The sequence below is a fragment of the Anaeromassilibacillus sp. SJQ-1 genome, from assembly GCF_046693725.1.
GTDB lineage: Bacteria > Bacillota > Clostridia > Oscillospirales > Acutalibacteraceae > Anaeromassilibacillus.
In genome coordinates this window covers 1-16,707 of the sequence record NZ_JBKEIV010000004.1, presented here as the reverse complement: position 1 = coordinate 16,707, position 16,707 = coordinate 1, and the positions used below count along the sequence as shown (strand labels likewise).

General features: G+C 51.0%; 18 protein-coding genes. 17 read left to right on the top strand and 1 reads right to left on the bottom strand.

Annotated elements, in window-relative coordinates; genetic code table 11:
* Positions 1-138 precede the first annotated feature (138 nt).
* A complete protein-coding gene (rpmH, locus tag ACGCCZ_RS00355) occupies positions 139-273 on the bottom strand; it encodes a 50S ribosomal protein L34 (RefSeq protein WP_038322395.1) in 135 nt (44 codons plus the stop codon).
* Between the two features lie 115 nt (positions 274-388).
* Between rpmH and ACGCCZ_RS00350 the strand changes: the two genes are divergently transcribed.
* From ACGCCZ_RS00350 to ACGCCZ_RS00270, 17 genes are all read left to right on the top strand, one after another.
* Entirely contained in the window at positions 389-757 is a 369-nt protein-coding gene (locus ACGCCZ_RS00350; RefSeq protein ID WP_054324651.1) for a hypothetical protein, read from the top strand.
* A 326-nt stretch (positions 758-1,083) separates the two neighbouring features.
* Complete coding sequence (gene dnaA / locus ACGCCZ_RS00345; protein WP_054324649.1) at positions 1,084-2,403, top strand: chromosomal replication initiator protein DnaA; 1,320 nt, start codon at positions 1,084-1,086, stop codon at positions 2,401-2,403.
* A 481-nt stretch (positions 2,404-2,884) separates the two neighbouring features.
* Positions 2,885-3,994, top strand: coding sequence for a DNA polymerase III subunit beta (gene dnaN, locus ACGCCZ_RS00340; protein WP_054324678.1), 1,110 nt, complete (start codon positions 2,885-2,887; stop codon positions 3,992-3,994).
* Positions 3,995-4,086: 92 nt separating this feature from the next.
* A complete protein-coding gene (locus ACGCCZ_RS00335; RefSeq protein ID WP_085531018.1) occupies positions 4,087-4,326 on the top strand; it encodes an RNA-binding S4 domain-containing protein in 240 nt (79 codons plus the stop codon).
* On the top strand, positions 4,295-5,401 hold the full coding sequence (recF, locus tag ACGCCZ_RS00330) for a DNA replication/repair protein RecF (RefSeq protein WP_411655012.1): 1,107 nt from the start codon (positions 4,295-4,297) through the stop codon (positions 5,399-5,401). The genes ACGCCZ_RS00335 and recF overlap by 32 nt, the downstream gene beginning before the upstream one ends.
* Positions 5,358-5,630, top strand: coding sequence for an extracellular matrix regulator RemB (gene remB / locus ACGCCZ_RS00325; protein WP_054324648.1), 273 nt, complete (start codon positions 5,358-5,360; stop codon positions 5,628-5,630). Before recF ends, remB begins: the two co-directional genes overlap by 44 nt.
* A gap of 21 nt (positions 5,631-5,651) precedes the next feature.
* A complete protein-coding gene (locus ACGCCZ_RS00320; protein WP_152918405.1) occupies positions 5,652-6,149 on the top strand; it encodes a hypothetical protein in 498 nt (165 codons plus the stop codon).
* A 216-nt stretch (positions 6,150-6,365) separates the two neighbouring features.
* A complete protein-coding gene (gyrB, locus tag ACGCCZ_RS00315) occupies positions 6,366-8,306 on the top strand; it encodes a DNA topoisomerase (ATP-hydrolyzing) subunit B (protein ID WP_411655010.1) in 1,941 nt (646 codons plus the stop codon).
* Between the two features lie 114 nt (positions 8,307-8,420).
* The gene (locus ACGCCZ_RS00310) at positions 8,421-9,095 is read left to right on the top strand and encodes a hypothetical protein (protein WP_054324646.1); all 675 of its coding nucleotides are present in this window, start codon (positions 8,421-8,423) and stop codon (positions 9,093-9,095) included.
* A 17-nt stretch (positions 9,096-9,112) separates the two neighbouring features.
* A complete protein-coding gene (locus tag ACGCCZ_RS00305; protein WP_054324645.1) occupies positions 9,113-9,679 on the top strand; it encodes a hypothetical protein in 567 nt (188 codons plus the stop codon).
* A 644-nt stretch (positions 9,680-10,323) separates the two neighbouring features.
* Positions 10,324-10,656 carry a DUF6054 family protein gene (locus ACGCCZ_RS00300; RefSeq protein ID WP_054324644.1) on the top strand — a complete coding sequence of 111 codons (333 nt, stop codon included), beginning with the start codon at positions 10,324-10,326 and terminating at the stop codon, positions 10,654-10,656.
* Positions 10,657-10,866: 210 nt separating this feature from the next.
* Positions 10,867-11,418 carry a YcxB family protein gene (locus tag ACGCCZ_RS00295; RefSeq protein ID WP_054324643.1) on the top strand — a complete coding sequence of 184 codons (552 nt, stop codon included), beginning with the start codon at positions 10,867-10,869 and terminating at the stop codon, positions 11,416-11,418.
* A 219-nt stretch (positions 11,419-11,637) separates the two neighbouring features.
* Positions 11,638-14,178: a DNA gyrase subunit A gene (gyrA, locus tag ACGCCZ_RS00290; protein ID WP_411655009.1), complete on the top strand. Its 2,541-nt coding sequence runs from the start codon at positions 11,638-11,640 to the stop codon at positions 14,176-14,178.
* Positions 14,168-14,815 carry a lysozyme inhibitor LprI family protein gene (locus ACGCCZ_RS00285; RefSeq protein WP_054324640.1) on the top strand — a complete coding sequence of 216 codons (648 nt, stop codon included), beginning with the start codon at positions 14,168-14,170 and terminating at the stop codon, positions 14,813-14,815. The genes gyrA and ACGCCZ_RS00285 overlap by 11 nt, the downstream gene beginning before the upstream one ends.
* Before the next feature lie 391 nt (positions 14,816-15,206).
* Positions 15,207-15,752 (top strand): NUDIX domain-containing protein, encoded by a 546-nt coding sequence (locus ACGCCZ_RS00280; RefSeq protein WP_054324639.1) that lies wholly within the window; start codon positions 15,207-15,209, stop codon positions 15,750-15,752.
* A 234-nt stretch (positions 15,753-15,986) separates the two neighbouring features.
* Positions 15,987-16,364, top strand: a complete 378-nt coding sequence (locus ACGCCZ_RS00275; RefSeq protein ID WP_411655008.1) for a Type 1 glutamine amidotransferase-like domain-containing protein — start codon at positions 15,987-15,989, stop codon at positions 16,362-16,364.
* Positions 16,304-16,707 (top strand): Type 1 glutamine amidotransferase-like domain-containing protein (locus ACGCCZ_RS00270; protein ID WP_411655007.1); only part of this gene is annotated, 404 nt, incomplete at its 3' end. The genes ACGCCZ_RS00275 and ACGCCZ_RS00270, both read left to right, overlap by 61 nt.

Genomic DNA, 16,707 nt, shown 5'->3' with positions numbered 1-16,707 from the left:
AAAACCATGCGATCCCCTTTTCCATCGGAACCCTTTTTCATCCCCGTGTAACCGTCTCTTTTTCAACGGTTTCCGGCAGCCCAAACATCCTTGCGCCTCATGCTAAAAAGAAAGGCCACACTTCGGTGGCCTTTTGTCTTAGTAGCTCAGGCGCGCTCTGCCTTTTGCTCTACGGCGGGCTAATACCTTGCGGCCGTTGCTAGTAGACATTCTTTTGCGGAAGCCGTGCTCCTTTTTTCTGTGGAGCTTCTTGGGCTGATACGTTCTCAGCATAAATAAACCCTCCTTTCGGGGTACAAACCTTGCAATTTAGCATTATATATTATACCTGTCCGGGCTGTCAACCTTTTCTTACAGAAAAAATGTGCCAGAAAACCGGCGTTTGTGTATGATTTTCTCAAGAGATAAGGTCCGCCTTCTTTTCACACCACAAGATGCAGTTGTCCCGGATATGAAACACGTAAAAATAAAAAAATTTTTGGCCGAAAACTGTCCCACTTTCTTATGGAAATCCCTTGGGATACTCTTTTTTATTCTTTCTGAACCATTCCTTTTTCTTCCGCTCAATCTGTCTTTAAAGGCCACCTTCTTCATCATGCGGATGTACCATTTTCATCCCTGTGTAACCCTCTCTTTTTCAACGGTTTCCGGCAGCCCAAACATCCTTGCGCCTCATGCTAAAAAGAAAGGCCGCACTTTAGAACGCTGCCTTAAGAAAACCGATCGGGCGGCTAATACCCCTCTTAGGGAAGATTGATATTCGCCCTATACCAAGTTTTTCTGATCTTAACGCGTCTTTCGGTGGCCTTTGATTGCACATTTTTGCGCGCCCTTTTCAAAAAAGCTCCTGCGGGCGCGCAGAAACCGCAAAAATGTTTTCCACAGCTTTTCACCAAATCGATTTCTAACTGTGGAAAAGTTGTAAAAGCGATGAATTTGTGATACTATAAGATAGATACTGTCTGAAGTATACCAATTTCCAAAACTGGTAAAAAATGTATATGCCGGTTCCAATTTTGCCAGCTTTGTTTGTAATGTCGAGAAGGAGCAGCAAGGAAGATTTTAAAACACGGAGGTTCAACCATGGAATCTTTTACCGAAGCCTGGAGTTTTATTTGCGATTACTGTAAAAAGCATATCACAGAGGTGGCCTATACCACTTGGATCAGCCGGATCGAACCGGTCAGCTTGGACTTTGCGAAGGGAATTGCACTGTTGAAGGCCCCAAATGAATTCCATCGGCAGACGCTGAACCGGTGTTACATGGATCTTCTCAACGACGCCGTTGCAGAGATCTTCGGGCCGGGAATTCAGGTGCAAATATGTGTTCCAGAGGATATGCCATCCTCAGAAAAGGAGGAGGAAGAGGACACCTCTTCTCAAAACGACGACTACGAGTTCACCTTTGACACATTCATCGTAGGCCCGTCAAACAAATTTGCACATGCGGCATCCATGGCGGTCGCCACTAAACCGGCAACGCTATACAACCCGCTGTTCATCTATGGAAATTCCGGACTCGGAAAGACACACCTGCTCTATGCCATCTGCAACGAGATTTCCCGGACCCATCCGGAAATGAACATTGTCTACATCAAAGGGGACGAATTTACAAACGAGTTAATCGAAGCCATCCGTCACGGCACAACCGCAGAATTCCACCAGCGATACCGGAAAGCAGACGTATTTCTGGTCGACGATATTCAGTTTATCGCAGGCAAAGAATCCACGCAGGAGGAATTCTTCCACACGTTTAATACCTTATATGAAGCCAAAAAGCAAATTGTCCTGACGTCGGACCGGCCGCCAAAGGACATCGCCACCCTGGAAGAACGCCTGCTCACCCGGTTTGAATGGGGCCTGACAGCCGACATTCAGCCGCCGGATTTTGAAACACGCATCGCCATCATCAAGCGTAAGGCGGAGTTGCTCGGCATCAACCTGCCGAACAATGTGATTGAGTACATCGCCAACCGGCTGAAAAACAACATTCGCCAGTTGGAAGGCACGGTCAAAAAGATGAAGGCGTACTATCTTCTGAACGGCGACTCCTTAACATTGACGACCGCACAGATGGCTGTGAGCGACATCATCAACAACGAGCAGCCGGTCCCTGTGACCGTAGAGAAAATCATCGAGGAAGTCGCACGTACGTACGGCGCCAGTCCGGAAGACATCCGTTCGAGCAAGCGCTCTGCCAATATTTCCAACGCGCGCCAAGTGGCCATGTACATTGTCCGCGAGATCACACAAATGCCCATGACCTCTATCGGCGAAGAATTCGGAGGGCGCGACCATTCGACGGTGGTCTATGCGATTCAGCAGGTAGAAAAAGGGATGGCGCGCGACCCCAAGACAAAAGGGACCGTCGAGGATATTATCAAAAACATCCGCGATCGTTAAAAGGGCTTTTTTCAGCCGTGCTTGTCTTTTCGCCGTTTCCGCCAACCGGCAATTTTCCTGGACAAATGGGGGTATTTTTCGCCCCCGTGCGCCTTTGATAATACAAATAGTATAGAAAATTTTAAGCCGTTTCTAAAAAAGATACCTATGAAACGGACGGCTTTTTGTACCTCTAAAACTTTTAACGTGTTTTCAACTTTCCCCACAGAGTTTTCAACACTTTGTTGATTCTGCGGTTAATAATACAACCTTCCACAATGCATAAACATACAAAAAATGAAAATTCATGGTTATTTTTCCGCACCGCCGCTGGATTTGCGGAAATTTTCCACATTTCCCCGGCCCCTACTGCTGGTACTAAATCAAAAGCATACCAATGCAATGCTTATATAAAGAGAAAACCGGAAGTTGCAGTGGAAACACAGCAAACAAGGTGGAAAACATCGAGCCACTTTGGCCCGAATCGATAAAGGGTGATACGATGAAAATAACTTGCAGCAAACAACAGTTGACCGAAGCTGTCTCAAACGTACAGCGCGCGGTTTCCACAAAGTCCTCGATTCCAGCGCTCGAAGGTATTCTTTTAAAAGCTAATGAGCAGGGAGTCACCCTGTGTGGCTACGATTTGGAATTAGGGATGACAACAACCATTGAGGCAAAAGTGGATGAACCGGGAAGCTTGGTTTTAAGCGCACGTTTGTTTGGCGATATTGTGCGCCGCCTTCCCGCCGATCAGGTGTGTATTTCTTCAGACGAAAAGAATATCACCGCAATTACCTGTGGCCCCAGCGAATTTTCGATCGTAGGGATACCTGCGGAGGAATATCCGGAGATCCCTTCGATTACAGGGGAAACAACGATTGAACTTCCACACAGCCTGTTGAAGAGTATGATCCGCCAAACCATCTTTGCCGTTGCAGACACAGATGCCAAGCCCATTCATACGGGAACGTTGTTCGAATTGGGAAGTGGGACGCTTCGATTGGTCTCCGTGGACGGTTATCGGCTGGCAATCCGCGAGGAACCGGTACAAAGTGCGGAAGAAACGAACTTTGTTGTCCCTGGTAAGACGCTCAGCGAAGTGACGAAGTTGCTCAGCGACAGTGAAGAGGACACCCTCTCCCTATTGGTTGGACGGAGACATATTCTGTTTAAAATTGGAAAGTACACGGTGATCTCACGGCTTTTGGAAGGAGAATTCTTAGATTATAAAGCAGCGATCCCGTCGGCAAGCAGCACAGAAGTGTTTGTCAATACACGCTGTTTTATTGAAAGCGTAGAGCGTGTTTCACTGTTGATTACCGACCGTTTGAAGAGCCCCGTCCGTTGTGTATTTGAAGACAACGAGATCAAGCTGTCTTGTTCCACCTCCATGGGGCGCGCAAACGATCAATTTGAGGCACAGATGACCGGAAACACGGTAGAGATTGGATTTAATAACCGGTACTTGCTGGACGCCCTGCGCAACGCGGAGGGAGACGAAGTAAAGGTGCAGTTAAATGGCCCCTTAAGTCCAATGAAGGTTCTTCCGAGGGAAGGGAACGCCTTTTTATTCCTAGTGTTGCCAGTCCGCTTAAAAAGTGAAAACTGACCGGTATCCCCGCAGCGGATTCCCCAAAAACGTCGGTAACAGGGAAGAATCCGCTGCCGGAGGACCCTATTTTGAAGAAAAGAGACCGATTTATGAAGAAAGAACGTATCTCAATCGATACAGAGTTTATCCGTTTGGATGCTCTACTCAAATGTGGTGGCGCGGTGGATACCGGCGGCCAGGCAAAATTTGAGATTCAAGCCGGAAAAGTGCAGGTAAACGGTGAAACATGCACCATGCGCGGCAAAAAAATGCGGCCTGGCGACCAGGCGGTATACAACAACGTATGTTACGAGGTGTGTGGCCCTGAAGATCATTCATCTGGCATTTGAACATTACCGAAACCTCTGTGCGGGGAGCTTGTCCCCCTGTCCAGGGATGAATGTCATCTATGGCAGGAATGCGCAGGGGAAGACCAATCTTTTGGAGGCCATGTGGCTATTTACCGGAGGGCGTTCCTTTCGAGGCGCGCGCGACGGGGAGTTGGTGGCCTTTGGACAGGACAAGGCCACATTGAACCTGCAATTTTATAGCGAGGAGCGCGAACAGGAGGCGGAACTCACCATTCAGAATGGCCGGCGCAGTGCGGCGCTCAACGGCGTGCCGAAGCGTTCTCCGGCAGAATTGGTCGGTAAGTTTCGCGCAGTGCTGTTTTCGCCGGAGCATCTCTCCTTAATCAAAAGCGGTCCGGCATTGCGGCGCAATTTTATGGATGCGGCCCTGTGCCAGGTGAAGCCGGCTTATGCGCCGTTATTGTCGCGTTACAATCATACCTTGGTTCAGCGCAATGCGCTTTTGAAGGATATTCCGCGCCATGCAGAGCTGCTGGATACCTTGGAGATTTGGGATGACCGCCTGGCACGGTATGGAGACGCGATTGCAAAGGAACGGGCGTCTTACATAGAGAAACTGGAAGGTCCTGCGCGAGAACTCTATGCGGGGATTTCCGAAAATAAGGAATGTTTTGGAATACAGTATCAAAAAAGCGCCGAAAATCTAAGAGAGGCATTGGCAGTTACGCGCCGCGATGATCTCCAAAGCGGGCATACCACCGTTGGTCCGCACCGCGACGATTTGGAAGTAACCGTGGACGGCGTGTCTGCAAGGGCTTTTGGTTCTCAGGGGCAGCAGCGGTCCTTGGTCTTGGCGCTCAAACTGGCCGAAGCAGACGTCCTGGAACGGGAAAGCGGCGAAACGCCGGTGATCCTGTTGGACGATGTGATGAGTGAGCTGGACACCGGACGGCAGAACTACCTGCTCAACCGGTTGGACGGCCGGCAGGTATTTTTGACATGTTGCGAACCGGACGCAGTGAAGCGTTTGGAGGATGGAGCGCTGTTTGAAGTACGGAGAGGAGAGCTTTATGTACCTACATTTGGGGCAGGATACCGTGATCAAAATGGATGAAATCGTCGGTATCTTCAATATGGAAACCTCCACCATTTCAAAAATTACGAGAAACTATCTGGCACAGGCGGAAAAGTCCGGAAAAGTTGTCAATGTCAGTATGGAACTGCCGAAATCGTTTGTGCTTTGCCGTGATGAAAAGAACCGTGAAACGGTCTATATCTCTCAGATTTCCTCTGCGACGCTTTTAAAGCGCACAGGGTATATCGACGAAATTTCCAATGTTTAAATCAACGAAAAGGGGAAAATCATGCGACGAATGCTTCCAAAATGCCCGCATTGTGGGAAAACAGTCAACTGGTTCCGCGCATGGGCACTCAAAACACAGGGGGAATACCGCTGCGGAAAATGCGGCTCCTGTTCCAATGTGTCGTTGGATAAGCGTATCTACCCTCTTGCGGTAGTAGCGGCAGTGGCTGGCGCGATCTTTTTCGTATTATTTGTGGCGCTGGTACAGGAATTCAGCTTTACTGCGCTGGTCTTGATCGCTGTGCCGTTTCTCATTTTCTTTTTCATCAGCCCATTTTTTGTGCGTCTGCGTCCCATTCAGCAGGCAAAGGACCCGCCAAGCGTGCCGCAATCCATCCGCCGCAGGCCAGTTCAAAGGCCGGTTCACGACACCCAGCGCGTGGATATTCCGCGTGAAATGCCGCGGCGAGGCCAGCCGGCGTCCGGAGCAGCCAGGGGCGCGCCCCAGAGGAATCCGGCTGAGGGGGGCGATCACCCGCGAATTCCAAAGCGGTTGTGATGGATATCAAGGAGGCCGGCCGAGAAGCTGGCTTCGGATTGTCTGAAACGATCTTATGCATCCTGTTCGAAGAAAGGGCGGCCAGATTTTTGGGATTGGCAGACGGGACTTCCGTTTTTTAATTTTCAGTTGGTTTTGATTCTGCCGTACGGTTGCCGCCGGAGGTGTGAAGCGTTTTCGCACCTGCTATGTGTCTTATTGGGGGAATAGTGTAAAATGGATATAAACGAAGTCATGCAAGCGAATCAGACATACGATGAAAACCAGATACAGGTTCTGGAAGGGTTGGAGGCTGTTCGGAAGCGTCCGGGGATGTACATCGGTTCCACCGGCCCGCGCGGTTTGCATCATCTGGTGTATGAGATCGTGGACAATGCGATCGATGAGGCGCTCGCCGGTTACTGCAACAAGATCGATGTGGTGATTCTGCCCGGCGATGTCATTCGCGTCACAGATAATGGACGCGGTATTCCAGTGGGGATTCAGCATAAGACGGGTTTACCGGCGGTTACGGTGGTGTTTACGATCCTGCATGCCGGCGGCAAATTCGGCGGCGGCGGCTACAAGGTCGCCGGCGGCCTGCACGGCGTCGGTGCATCCGTCGTCAATGCGCTGTCCGTCTGGCTGGAGGTGGAGGTCTACCACGAGGGGAAGATCTACCATCAGCGGTTTGAATATGGAAAGGCCACAGGGGATTTGGAGGTCATCGGCGATTGTCCGATCGATCAGACCGGCACCACAGTCACATTTAAGCCGGATGCAGAAATCTTTAAGGACACGACGGTTTACGACTATGAAACCCTGCAAAAACGCTTGCGCGAACAGGCGTTTCTAAATGCGGGTGTGCATATCGAACTGCGTGATGAGCGCGATCCGGAACACCGTCTGCAGGATAACTACTGTTATCAAGGCGGTATTTCCAGTTTTGTGGAGTTCATCAACAAGGAAAAAGAGCCGATTCATGAGGACATCGTTCACTTTTCCTGCACCGCGCCGGACAACAACTCCACGGCGGAAGTCGCCATGCAATACAACGATTCCTATAACGAGTTGATCCTGAGTTTTGCCAACAACATCCATACGACGGATGGCGGCACCCATGAGGATGGATTCAAGCGGGCTCTGACCCGTGTGATGAATGAATATGCCCGCAAGTACAATATCCTAAAGGACAATGATAAGAATTTGTCTGGCGAAGATGTGCGCGAGGGCTTGACTGCGATTATCAGCATCAAGGTCAAGGACGCCCAATTTGAAGGCCAGACCAAAGCGCGCCTGGGAAATACCGAAGTGGGTACGCTGGTCAGCCAATTGGTGGCGGATAAATTGGCGACCTATTTGGAGGAGAATCCTGCCACCGCCCGCACGATCTTTGACAAAGCGCTGTCCGCTTCCCGTGCGCGTGAGGCCGCGCGCAAGGCGCGTGAATTGGTGCGCCGTAAATCGGAATTGGAGACCGCCTCTCTGCCGGGCAAGCTGGCTGATTGCCAGAGCCGTAACCCCGATGAGACGGAAATCTACATCGTCGAGGGTGATTCCGCAGGGGGCTCCGCCAAGGGCGGGCGCGACCGGAAATACCAGGCGATTCTTCCCCTATGGGGCAAAATGCTGAACGTTGAAAAGGCTCGTCTGGATAAGGTGTACGGAAATGAAAAGCTGATGCCGGTTGTCACAGCATTGGGCTGTGGGATTGGCGAGGAATTCGACCTCACCAAACTGCGCTATGGTAAAATTATCATTATGGCGGATGCCGACGTCGACGGCTCCCACATCCGTACGCTTCTGTTGACCTTCTTTTTCCGCTTTATGAAACCTCTTGTGGAGGAAGGGCACATCTATCTGGCACAGCCTCCCCTGTTCCGCGTCAGTAAGGGAAAGAACCACTACTACGCGTTCTCCGACAAGGAGCGGGACAAATTGATGGCAGAGTTGGCGAGCGGCTACGAGATTCAGCGGTATAAGGGCCTCGGTGAAATGGACTCCGAGCAGCTTTGGGAGACGACTATGAATCCGGAGACCCGCACAATGTTGCGGGTTGAGGTCGAGGACGCCGCGGCAGCGGATGAAGCGTTTACCATTTTGATGGGCGATAAGGTGGAGCCGCGCCGTGCGTTCATTGAAAAGAATGCAAAATATGTGCAGAATCTGGACATCTGATTGGCGGCCGCGCTTTGCCGGCCGGTGATATTGCAAACCAAAGGCCCCTGCCGGTTTTGGCAGGGAATCCGCAGAGCGACGCAAAGCGTCCAAACATATAAAGGAGAAACCTACATGAAAGATTACACAAGAGAAAACGAAGAGAACGCCCAGCCTCCGGAACCGCAGGGGGACGAGACCCCCGAACAGGAGCTTTTGGAGGAAGAAGAACAGGAGGAGCCTGTCCAGTGGGATGGCAGTGAAGCGGAGATCGTGGCAGAGGGGGCCGATGAGGATTACAAGGATACCATCACCGGCGTCAAGCTCTCCTATGTTCTGACGGAAGAGGAAATTCGCACCTGCATGCGTGCAACACAGTTTGATAAACGGCGTAAAAAACGCATGCGGATTCAGCTGATTGTTTTTTCCGTCCTGTTTTTGGCTTTCCTGGTGCTTTTCTTTTTGAATCACAATGCAGACAATCTGTTTTTTGCGACCGTCTGCGCGGCGTTTATCTTCATTATGATCTTTTTGCCGGACATCCGTATCAAGCAGGATGCCAGACGGAATACGGATGGCAAGGAGATTTGTATGGAAGTTTATCCGCACAAGATCGAGATGGGGCGCGGGGAAAACCAGTGGGAGATTCCGCTGGATGGTTCCTGTCAAAGTGCGATCTATCAGCAGAATATCGTTGTCTATTTTAAGGGTGACGATATGGTGATCCTTCCCATGCGTTGCGTGGAGCCTTCGGTTTTGCCAGAGGTCCAGGCAGCCATTCTGGCGGGAACACATCCGCGGGAGGAATAGCTGAAAGGAGGACGGCGATGCCAACGTTTTATGAGGGAGACCCACTTGCTGTAGTGCGACAAACACTCACCGCGGAACAATATGCACAGGCGGCCGTGCTCGCGGAAAGCCACCGTTCGATTTGGAATCGCAGAGGTGTGCGTGCGGCGGCTGCGTTGACGGTGGCTGCGCTGGCGTTTTCTTGTATTCCGCTTTACCGGTATCAATATGCAACCGCTTGGATTCCTCTTGTGATCGGATGTTTGGCCGTCCTTTTGGCCGCCTGGTTTTTCTGGATACAGCCGGAAAACCAGCGCAAACGCGCCAAAGCGGTCTTTGAACAGAACCGTTTTTGGCAGGAGCCGTGTCAAATTTCTCTTTATCGGGACAGCGTTTGTTGCGATACCCCTTATGAAAAAATCAGCGCTTATTGGAGCGATTATGATGCATGCCTGGAAAGCCCTGCATTTTGGGTGGTGATAGGCGGTTGGGACCGGCGGCTTTTGATCGTCGATAAACAACGGACTTCGCCGGAACAACGGGAAGCGGTATCGATTCATCTGCGCGAACAGTTTGCCAGCCGGTATTTGTGTATCAAATCGTAAACGGGATGGGCTGCTGTCCAGAAAGACGAAGGTGTGCGGCGAAAAGAAAAAGTTCCCCACCGGACAAACGGAAAAGAATTCCTGCGGGTGTGTTGGAATCTGCCGGACATAAAACGGCCATCCAAAAGAACGGTGAGATCAGAACCTTTTTCAGGGATCATCCGAGACCATCCTCTCTATTTTCTTAAAACAACGCCCGAAAAGGTGTATTGAGGTAGAAATAATACTGAGTGGGACGCGAATATCATTCTTTCCTAGGCAGGTTGTTAGCCGCCCCTACAGGTTTTCTTAAGACAACGCTCGAAATGCGGGCAGATAGTTGTGCACCAGACCGTAAATAGAACGGGCTGCTGTCCAGGAGGGCGAAGGTGCGCGGCGAAAAGAAAAGGTTCGCACCCAGAAAAACCGGAAGGGGTTTCTGCAAACGTATTGGAATCTGCTGGACATAAAAACAGCTGCTAACGGTCACTCAATGCGGGCAGAGCGTTTTTGAAAACGATTTCCGCATGCTTTCTTTTGCATGGCATCCGGCTGCCAATACCGTCTAGGCAATCTTTTGCATAGTGGGCGTGTCCATACGGAGATAAAAAGCGGCAGTTCCTGCGATCAAGCCAAAACGCATAGAAAGAAGCGGAGGGGACGCAATGGCAAAGTACGAAAGAACTCTGACGGGAGATTTTCAAGAAGTGTTGTCCTTTCTGGAACGAACGATTCAGGCAAGCGGAGGATTTCTTCATTTTGTAGATGGGACCGACTGCGATCTGGGCAATACACGGATCGCCGTACGCGTTTATGACCGCTATTATATGCGCAATAACAGCCGTGCCAGTTTGACTCTGACCGTCGTCGGCTGTGGAAACACCGTGACCGTTTCTGCGATCGGCGCCGGTGGTGGAACCGGGATGCTTTTCCATTTGGATTGGGGTACGGAGGAAGACATCGTCCAGATTGTGGAACAGAGCCTCGAGCGTTTTTAACGCGAAATTTGCCTTGATCGTTGGATTGAGCAGATGTCTTGATTCTATAGATGGTATAATTAATATAAATATATACTGCTTGTAATTAAATCGATTAGCAATTGACCAGGATTTAAACTTAAGAGTTGGTAAGCGTTGCTTCTTCGGCTCAAATGTAAACGTGTATACACGCTTCGATTCATCCGGCAGCAACGCCAGCTTGGAGGACGCATGGAACAACAGGAACCGCTGCTTTCGGTCAGCTTTTTACCGACAAAACAAGATTATGCCGACTATCAACTGGCTGCATGCCATGCAGCTGCATCGCCCGGGGAGCGCCTGTTTTTGCGCGCGTCCGGATTTGTACTGGTGGTGGCTGGATTTGTACTCTGCCTGTTCTTTGGGGTGGGAAACCCGCAAAATATGGTGTTTTTCTCCCTTTTGGTATTGCTTGGGTTGGCTGTGGGATTTTTTCACGATTCCATTGAACCGCTCTTTGTGCGCAGCCGGGCACAGTCGTTTTACGATCATGCCGGGGAACGTATGACGGCGCAGTCCCTGTTCTTTTTTACAGACCATGTGGTGGTAAAATCCGATCGCTATGCGGCCTCTCTTCCCTATTCCATGTTGTCCGTTTGGGAGGATGAGCGGGTGGTTTTGTTGCAGCTGGGTCCGGGGGAAGCGCGGTATGTCCCAAAGAGATCTCTTTCTCCGGAGGAGTCCAAAACGCTGCAAAAATTGTTTCAAAATGCCGGAAAAAACGGACCGGAACGCCTTGAATAGCCGGCGGGCAGTGGTTGATGGTTTGAATGGTTGAAAAGGCAAGCGGCCATTTTTGGGGGCGAGTCAGCCGGGAATTCGGGAGTGCCGACGTGTTTGCGGCAGTTCTGTGGGATTTGGAACACTCTATGCGAGGGAATTTTATGATCCCTCCCTCGTTTATTTTTATAAAGCGATCCCTGCGGATCGCCGTAGGCTCGAAAGAAAGGATTGGTTTCTAAAATGCAAGACATGCAGGAAAACGATCGCATTATTAACGTGGATCTCGAAAAGGAGATTAAAAAGTCCTTTTTGGATTATTCGATGTCGGTCATTGTATCGCGTGCGCTGCCGGATGTACGCGATGGCTTAAAACCCGTGCATCGCCGCATCCTTTACACGATGTATGAGAACGGGCTCAATCCCGAAAAGCCCTATCGCAAGTGTGCGGATACCGTCGGCTCGGTTCTGGGCCGGTACCATCCGCACGGCGACGCCTCTGTATACGATGCATTGGTGCGTTTGGCGCAGGATTTTTCGATGCGCTATATGCTGGTGGACGGCCACGGCAACTTTGGTTCCGTGGATGGCGACCCGCCTGCGGCCTATCGTTATACGGAAAGCCGTATGAGCAAGGTTGCGGTCGAGATGCTACAGGACATCGACAAGGAAACCGTCGATTTCATGCCGAACTATGACGACCGCTTGAAAGAGCCGGTTGTGCTGCCGAGCCATTTTCCGAACCTGTTGGTCAATGGGTCCACCGGTATTGCAGTCGGTATGGCGACCAATATTCCACCGCACAATATGGGGGAGGTCATCGACGGCATGTGTTGCCTGATCGACCACCCGGACGCATCGCTCGATGAGTTGATGCAGTACATCAAAGGGCCGGATTTCCCCACCGGCGCAATCATCATGGGGCGCGCGGGGATTCGCGCGGCCTATGCAACGGGGCGCGGACGCATCACAGTGCGCGCGCGCGCAGAGATCGAGGAGGAAAAAAACGGCCGGTTCAGCATCATTGTGACGGAAATTCCGTATCAGGTGAACAAGGCGCGTTTGATTGAGAGCATCGCCACGCTTGTCAAAGAGAAGCGTATTGACGGCATTTCCAACGTCGAGGATCACTCGGACCGCCAGGGGATGCGCATTGTGATTACGGTCAAGCGCGACGCCTCCCCGCAGATCGTTTTGAATAAGCTCTATACGTTCACACAGATGCAAACGACCTTTGGCGTCATCATGCTGGCCATTGTCAATGGCGAGCCAAAGACGTTGACGCTCCGGGAGATTTTGCAGAATTACATCGACTTCCAGGAGGATGTCGTCACACGCCGCACGCGTTTCGAGCTTAAGAAGGCGGAAGACCGCGCACACATCCTGGAAGGCCTCCAGGTTGCTGTCGATTTCATCGACGAAGTGGTTTCGATCATCCGTACATCCAAAGACCGTTCCCAGGCGCGGCAGCGCATGACCGAGCGGTTCGGCCTGGACGACGTACAGACGCAGGCGATTGTGCAGATGCAATTGGGCGCATTGACCGGGCTGGACCGCCAGAAGTTGGAGGACGAACTGGGCGCGCTGCATGTGAAAATTGCCGATCTGAAGGACATCCTTGCTAACGAGAGCCGTGTGCTTGCCATTGTCAAGGAAGAGGCGCTCGCAGTGAAGGAAAAGTTTAACGATGAGCGCCGGACCGAGATTGCAGCGATCAGCGGCGAAGTGGACATCGAAGACCTGATCCCGGAGGAAGAATGTGTACTCACACTGACCAACTTCGGCTATGTCAAACGGCAAAAGACGGATACGTACCGTACCCAGCGGCGCGGCGGGCGTGGGGTCTCCGGTATGACGCGGCGCGAAGAGGATGTGGCAACCGAGATGTTCGTCATCAACAGCCACGATTATGTGATGTTCTTTACCGACTTGGGGCGTGTTTACCGCCTAAAGTGTTATGAAGTGCCGGAGGGGGCCCGCACCAGTAAGGGCATGAACATCGCCAACCTATTGCCGATTTCCCAGGATGAGCGGGTCACTTCGATGATCCGTGTACCGGAGTTCGACGAGGATCGTTATCTGGTGATGGTCACGCGCAATGGCGTCATCAAACGCACACCTCTTTCCGCATTCCAGACTACCCGCAAAGGCGGCGTAATCGCCATCGACCTCGATGAGGGCGACGAACTCAGCTGGGTACGTCTGACCGACGGCAGCGACGACCTCCTGGTTGCAACGAAGAAGGGCATGGCAATCCGTTTCCATGAGAGCGATGTGCGCGCCATGGGCCGCGCGGCCCGCGGCGTCAAAGCCCTGACGCTCAGGCAGGGGGATTGCGTGGTCGGGATGAGCGTTGTGCGTGAAGGCGGCCTAGTTTTGACGGTCAGTGAGACCGGATATGGGCGTCTCTCTTCTATTGACGATTACCGCGTCCAATCCCGCGGAGGAAAAGGCCTGCTCAACTACCATGTGGAGAAGTACGGCGATGTAGCTGCCATCAAAGTGGTTGATTTGGAGGACGACATCATCTTGATTGCATCCGACGGTGTCATTATCCGCATTCGCGCAAACTCCATCCGTGAATGTGCACGTCCCAGCAAGGGGGTGCGCGTCATGCGCCTGACAGAAGGCAGCCAGGTGGTTACTTTGGCGCGGACAGCCCATGAGGACGACGAAGACCAGGATGAATTGCCGGAGGATGACGGCGACGGCGGAGACGATGAAATAATGGATGCGACAGAGGCCGAGGAGGATTCGGCGCAGGAGAATCACCATGAAGAATAAATGGATTGCCCTCCTGTTGGCGGCGGCCCTAGGGTTCACCGCGCTGGTGGGATGTACAGGGGAAAATGAGAAGGAGGAACCGGATCATCCGGTCTCCTCTTCCAGTTCTTCCGCGGAGGAAAGCGTCCCGGAAACGCCGGTCCCCGGAGGGGAATCTTCCACGCCTGTGCCGGGAAATCCGGTGGAGCCTGCTCCGGAGCCACCGGAGAGCAGCCCGGGACAGGTATTGCCTGTGGAGACGGAAAATCCGAATTTTGATGAGAAATTTCAGGACAACCCGATCGACAAAGCGTATATCCAGGACAACAATCAAGCGATTTCCAACAAAGATATGGTGGAAGTCTCCGAAAAATATGCGGGGATTTGGCGCGAAGAGGTCGCTGCCGCCTACGATGCACTTTTGGAGAAGGTGACCGACGAGCGCAAGGAAACCTTGAAGAAGGAACAGCAGGCATGGAGCGACGGCACAGAGGCAGCTTTGCAGGAATTCCATGACGATGCACAGGCAGTCGGCGGGAGTATGGCTCAGGTTGATGAAGCTAGCCGGGTGATGGACTACTACCGTGGCCGGGCTGCGACGCTTTACGAGGAGTTATATGCGCTCGATCCGAATTATACCTATCATTTTGCTGGATAATGATTTCGGATCGATCGTCGAGTCTGTATCCAGATTTCAAGTATCGTCCGCGCCCCTGTCTGTCGCAGGGAAAAGGTCGATTTTCGTGGCAATACGATAAAATCCTAATAGTATAATTTTTTTAATAATTATACTATTAGGATGATTTCGAAAAAGTTTTTCTTTCTATAGTGCATCGCTAGGGATATTTCCTCGAAATGAAAAGGCGATTGTGTAGGAAGAACGGTTCGATAAGGGGCCATTCGGGCGAAAAAGTGTAATGAGAAACCTCGATCGATCAACTTTTAGTATTATCAACCGAGTTTTCAACAATGTGATTATTTTATCAAATACTATAAGTCGTATATTATAATAATAATACGATTTGTATAGATAATAAGGAGGCCGGGCAATGAAATTGATAGAAAAGCAGTTGAGCCGTACCGATATCTACAAGGGGCGAATCATTGAGGTTGCTGTGGACGATGTAGAACTGGAAAATGGCGCAAAGGCTAAACGGGAATTGGTCATGCATCCCGGCGGGGTTTGCGTTGCGGCGCTGACCGATCAGGACGAAATGCTTTTTGTCCGGCAATTCCGCTATCCTTACCGAGAGGTCGTTTTGGAGGCGCCGGCAGGTAAGTTGGAGCGCGGCGAAGACCCCTTTGAAGCTTGCAAGCGTGAACAGCGGGAGGAAACCGGGACCACGGCGGATACTTATTTAAACCTGGGAGTGCTTTACCCTACGCCCGGTTACTGCGACGAGATCCTACATCTCTATGCTTGCCGCATCACAGGGTATGGGGAATCCCACTTGGATGAGGATGAATTTTTGGAGGTCGAGCGCATTCCATTGCAGAAGGCGGTCGAATTGGTAATGGATAATACCATCAAGGATGCCAAGACGCAGGTGTTGGTTTTAAAGGCTGCTCTCCTGGTGGAGCAAAAAAAGATATAACAAATTGTATAAATTATAATTTTTATACAGTTTGTCAAATCTTATATAGCTGGAAAAGGCAGAAACCGATGGGGTTCCCGTCGGTACTGCGGTCAAAAGATCTGTTCCGTTTTGTGATACAGAACCGTACGCACTTAAGAAATATTCTGAGAAATGGTTGTTTGATTAGGGAAGTCCGCTGGATGGCACTAGGCTGATTTTTTCAGAGTAGGCGGAACTGGCATTTTTGAGGAAATGACGATGAAACGATTGTTGCTGGTATCGATGTTTGAAAAGATTTCTCATCGATTACAGGAGATAGAACTCGAATTTCATAACAAGACGGTCACCTATATTCCCACAGCAAGCCTTGTGGAGGATACAGGAGATTGGATCTCGCTTGAAAAAATGCATTTACAGCGCATGGGCTTGGCCGTCGATGAGCTGGATATTTCCAAGTCTTCTTATGAGACAATCCAACAGACTCTACAAAAAAACGACCTGATTTATATAGCGGGTGGAAATACCTTCTTTCTCCTGCAGGAATTGAAGCGTACGGGCGGATCGATTGATTGCAGAGGGAGGTCAACCGGGGAAAGCTCTATATTGGAGAATCCGCGGGGGCGATTGTGACCGCACCGGATATTGGATATTCGGCAGCAATGGACGACCGGGAAAAAGCGCCAAAACTGAAGGAGGACTCCGGCCTGCATCTGATCGATTTTTCGTCCTTCCACATGCGGGAAATCCCGCGTTTCAGGAGGCCGTGGAAGAAATTTTGCGAAATTACGCATCCTCTCTCTGGATTTAAAAGTGATAAGCGACCGTCAGGCGCTCTTTGTTGCGGACGGCCGTATAGAAATTCTGGAATAAAGAAAACTGCGCAGTCACAAAGCGCTGTAGGAAGAAAGGACGGCCCGGCCTTTACTTTTTTCGGAAAGTGGTTACCCCCGCCGCACTTTTATCAGCAGTTTTT

Coding starts and splice junctions, on each gene's coding strand:
- rpmH (WP_038322395.1), bottom strand. CDS start 273: ATGCTGAGAACGTATCAGCCCAAGAAGCTCCACAGAAAAAAGGAGCAC.
- ACGCCZ_RS00350 (WP_054324651.1), top strand. CDS start 389: ATGATTTTCTCAAGAGATAAGGTCCGCCTTCTTTTCACACCACAAGAT.
- dnaA (WP_054324649.1), top strand. CDS start 1,084: ATGGAATCTTTTACCGAAGCCTGGAGTTTTATTTGCGATTACTGTAAA.
- dnaN (WP_054324678.1), top strand. CDS start 2,885: ATGAAAATAACTTGCAGCAAACAACAGTTGACCGAAGCTGTCTCAAAC.
- ACGCCZ_RS00335 (WP_085531018.1), top strand. CDS start 4,087: ATGAAGAAAGAACGTATCTCAATCGATACAGAGTTTATCCGTTTGGAT.
- remB (WP_054324648.1), top strand. CDS start 5,358: ATGTACCTACATTTGGGGCAGGATACCGTGATCAAAATGGATGAAATC.
- ACGCCZ_RS00320 (WP_152918405.1), top strand. CDS start 5,652: ATGCGACGAATGCTTCCAAAATGCCCGCATTGTGGGAAAACAGTCAAC.
- gyrB (WP_411655010.1), top strand. CDS start 6,366: ATGGATATAAACGAAGTCATGCAAGCGAATCAGACATACGATGAAAAC.
- ACGCCZ_RS00310 (WP_054324646.1), top strand. CDS start 8,421: ATGAAAGATTACACAAGAGAAAACGAAGAGAACGCCCAGCCTCCGGAA.
- ACGCCZ_RS00305 (WP_054324645.1), top strand. CDS start 9,113: ATGCCAACGTTTTATGAGGGAGACCCACTTGCTGTAGTGCGACAAACA.
- ACGCCZ_RS00300 (WP_054324644.1), top strand. CDS start 10,324: ATGGCAAAGTACGAAAGAACTCTGACGGGAGATTTTCAAGAAGTGTTG.
- ACGCCZ_RS00295 (WP_054324643.1), top strand. CDS start 10,867: ATGGAACAACAGGAACCGCTGCTTTCGGTCAGCTTTTTACCGACAAAA.
- gyrA (WP_411655009.1), top strand. CDS start 11,638: ATGCAAGACATGCAGGAAAACGATCGCATTATTAACGTGGATCTCGAA.
- ACGCCZ_RS00285 (WP_054324640.1), top strand. CDS start 14,168: ATGAAGAATAAATGGATTGCCCTCCTGTTGGCGGCGGCCCTAGGGTTC.
- ACGCCZ_RS00280 (WP_054324639.1), top strand. CDS start 15,207: ATGAAATTGATAGAAAAGCAGTTGAGCCGTACCGATATCTACAAGGGG.
- ACGCCZ_RS00275 (WP_411655008.1), top strand. CDS start 15,987: ATGACGATGAAACGATTGTTGCTGGTATCGATGTTTGAAAAGATTTCT.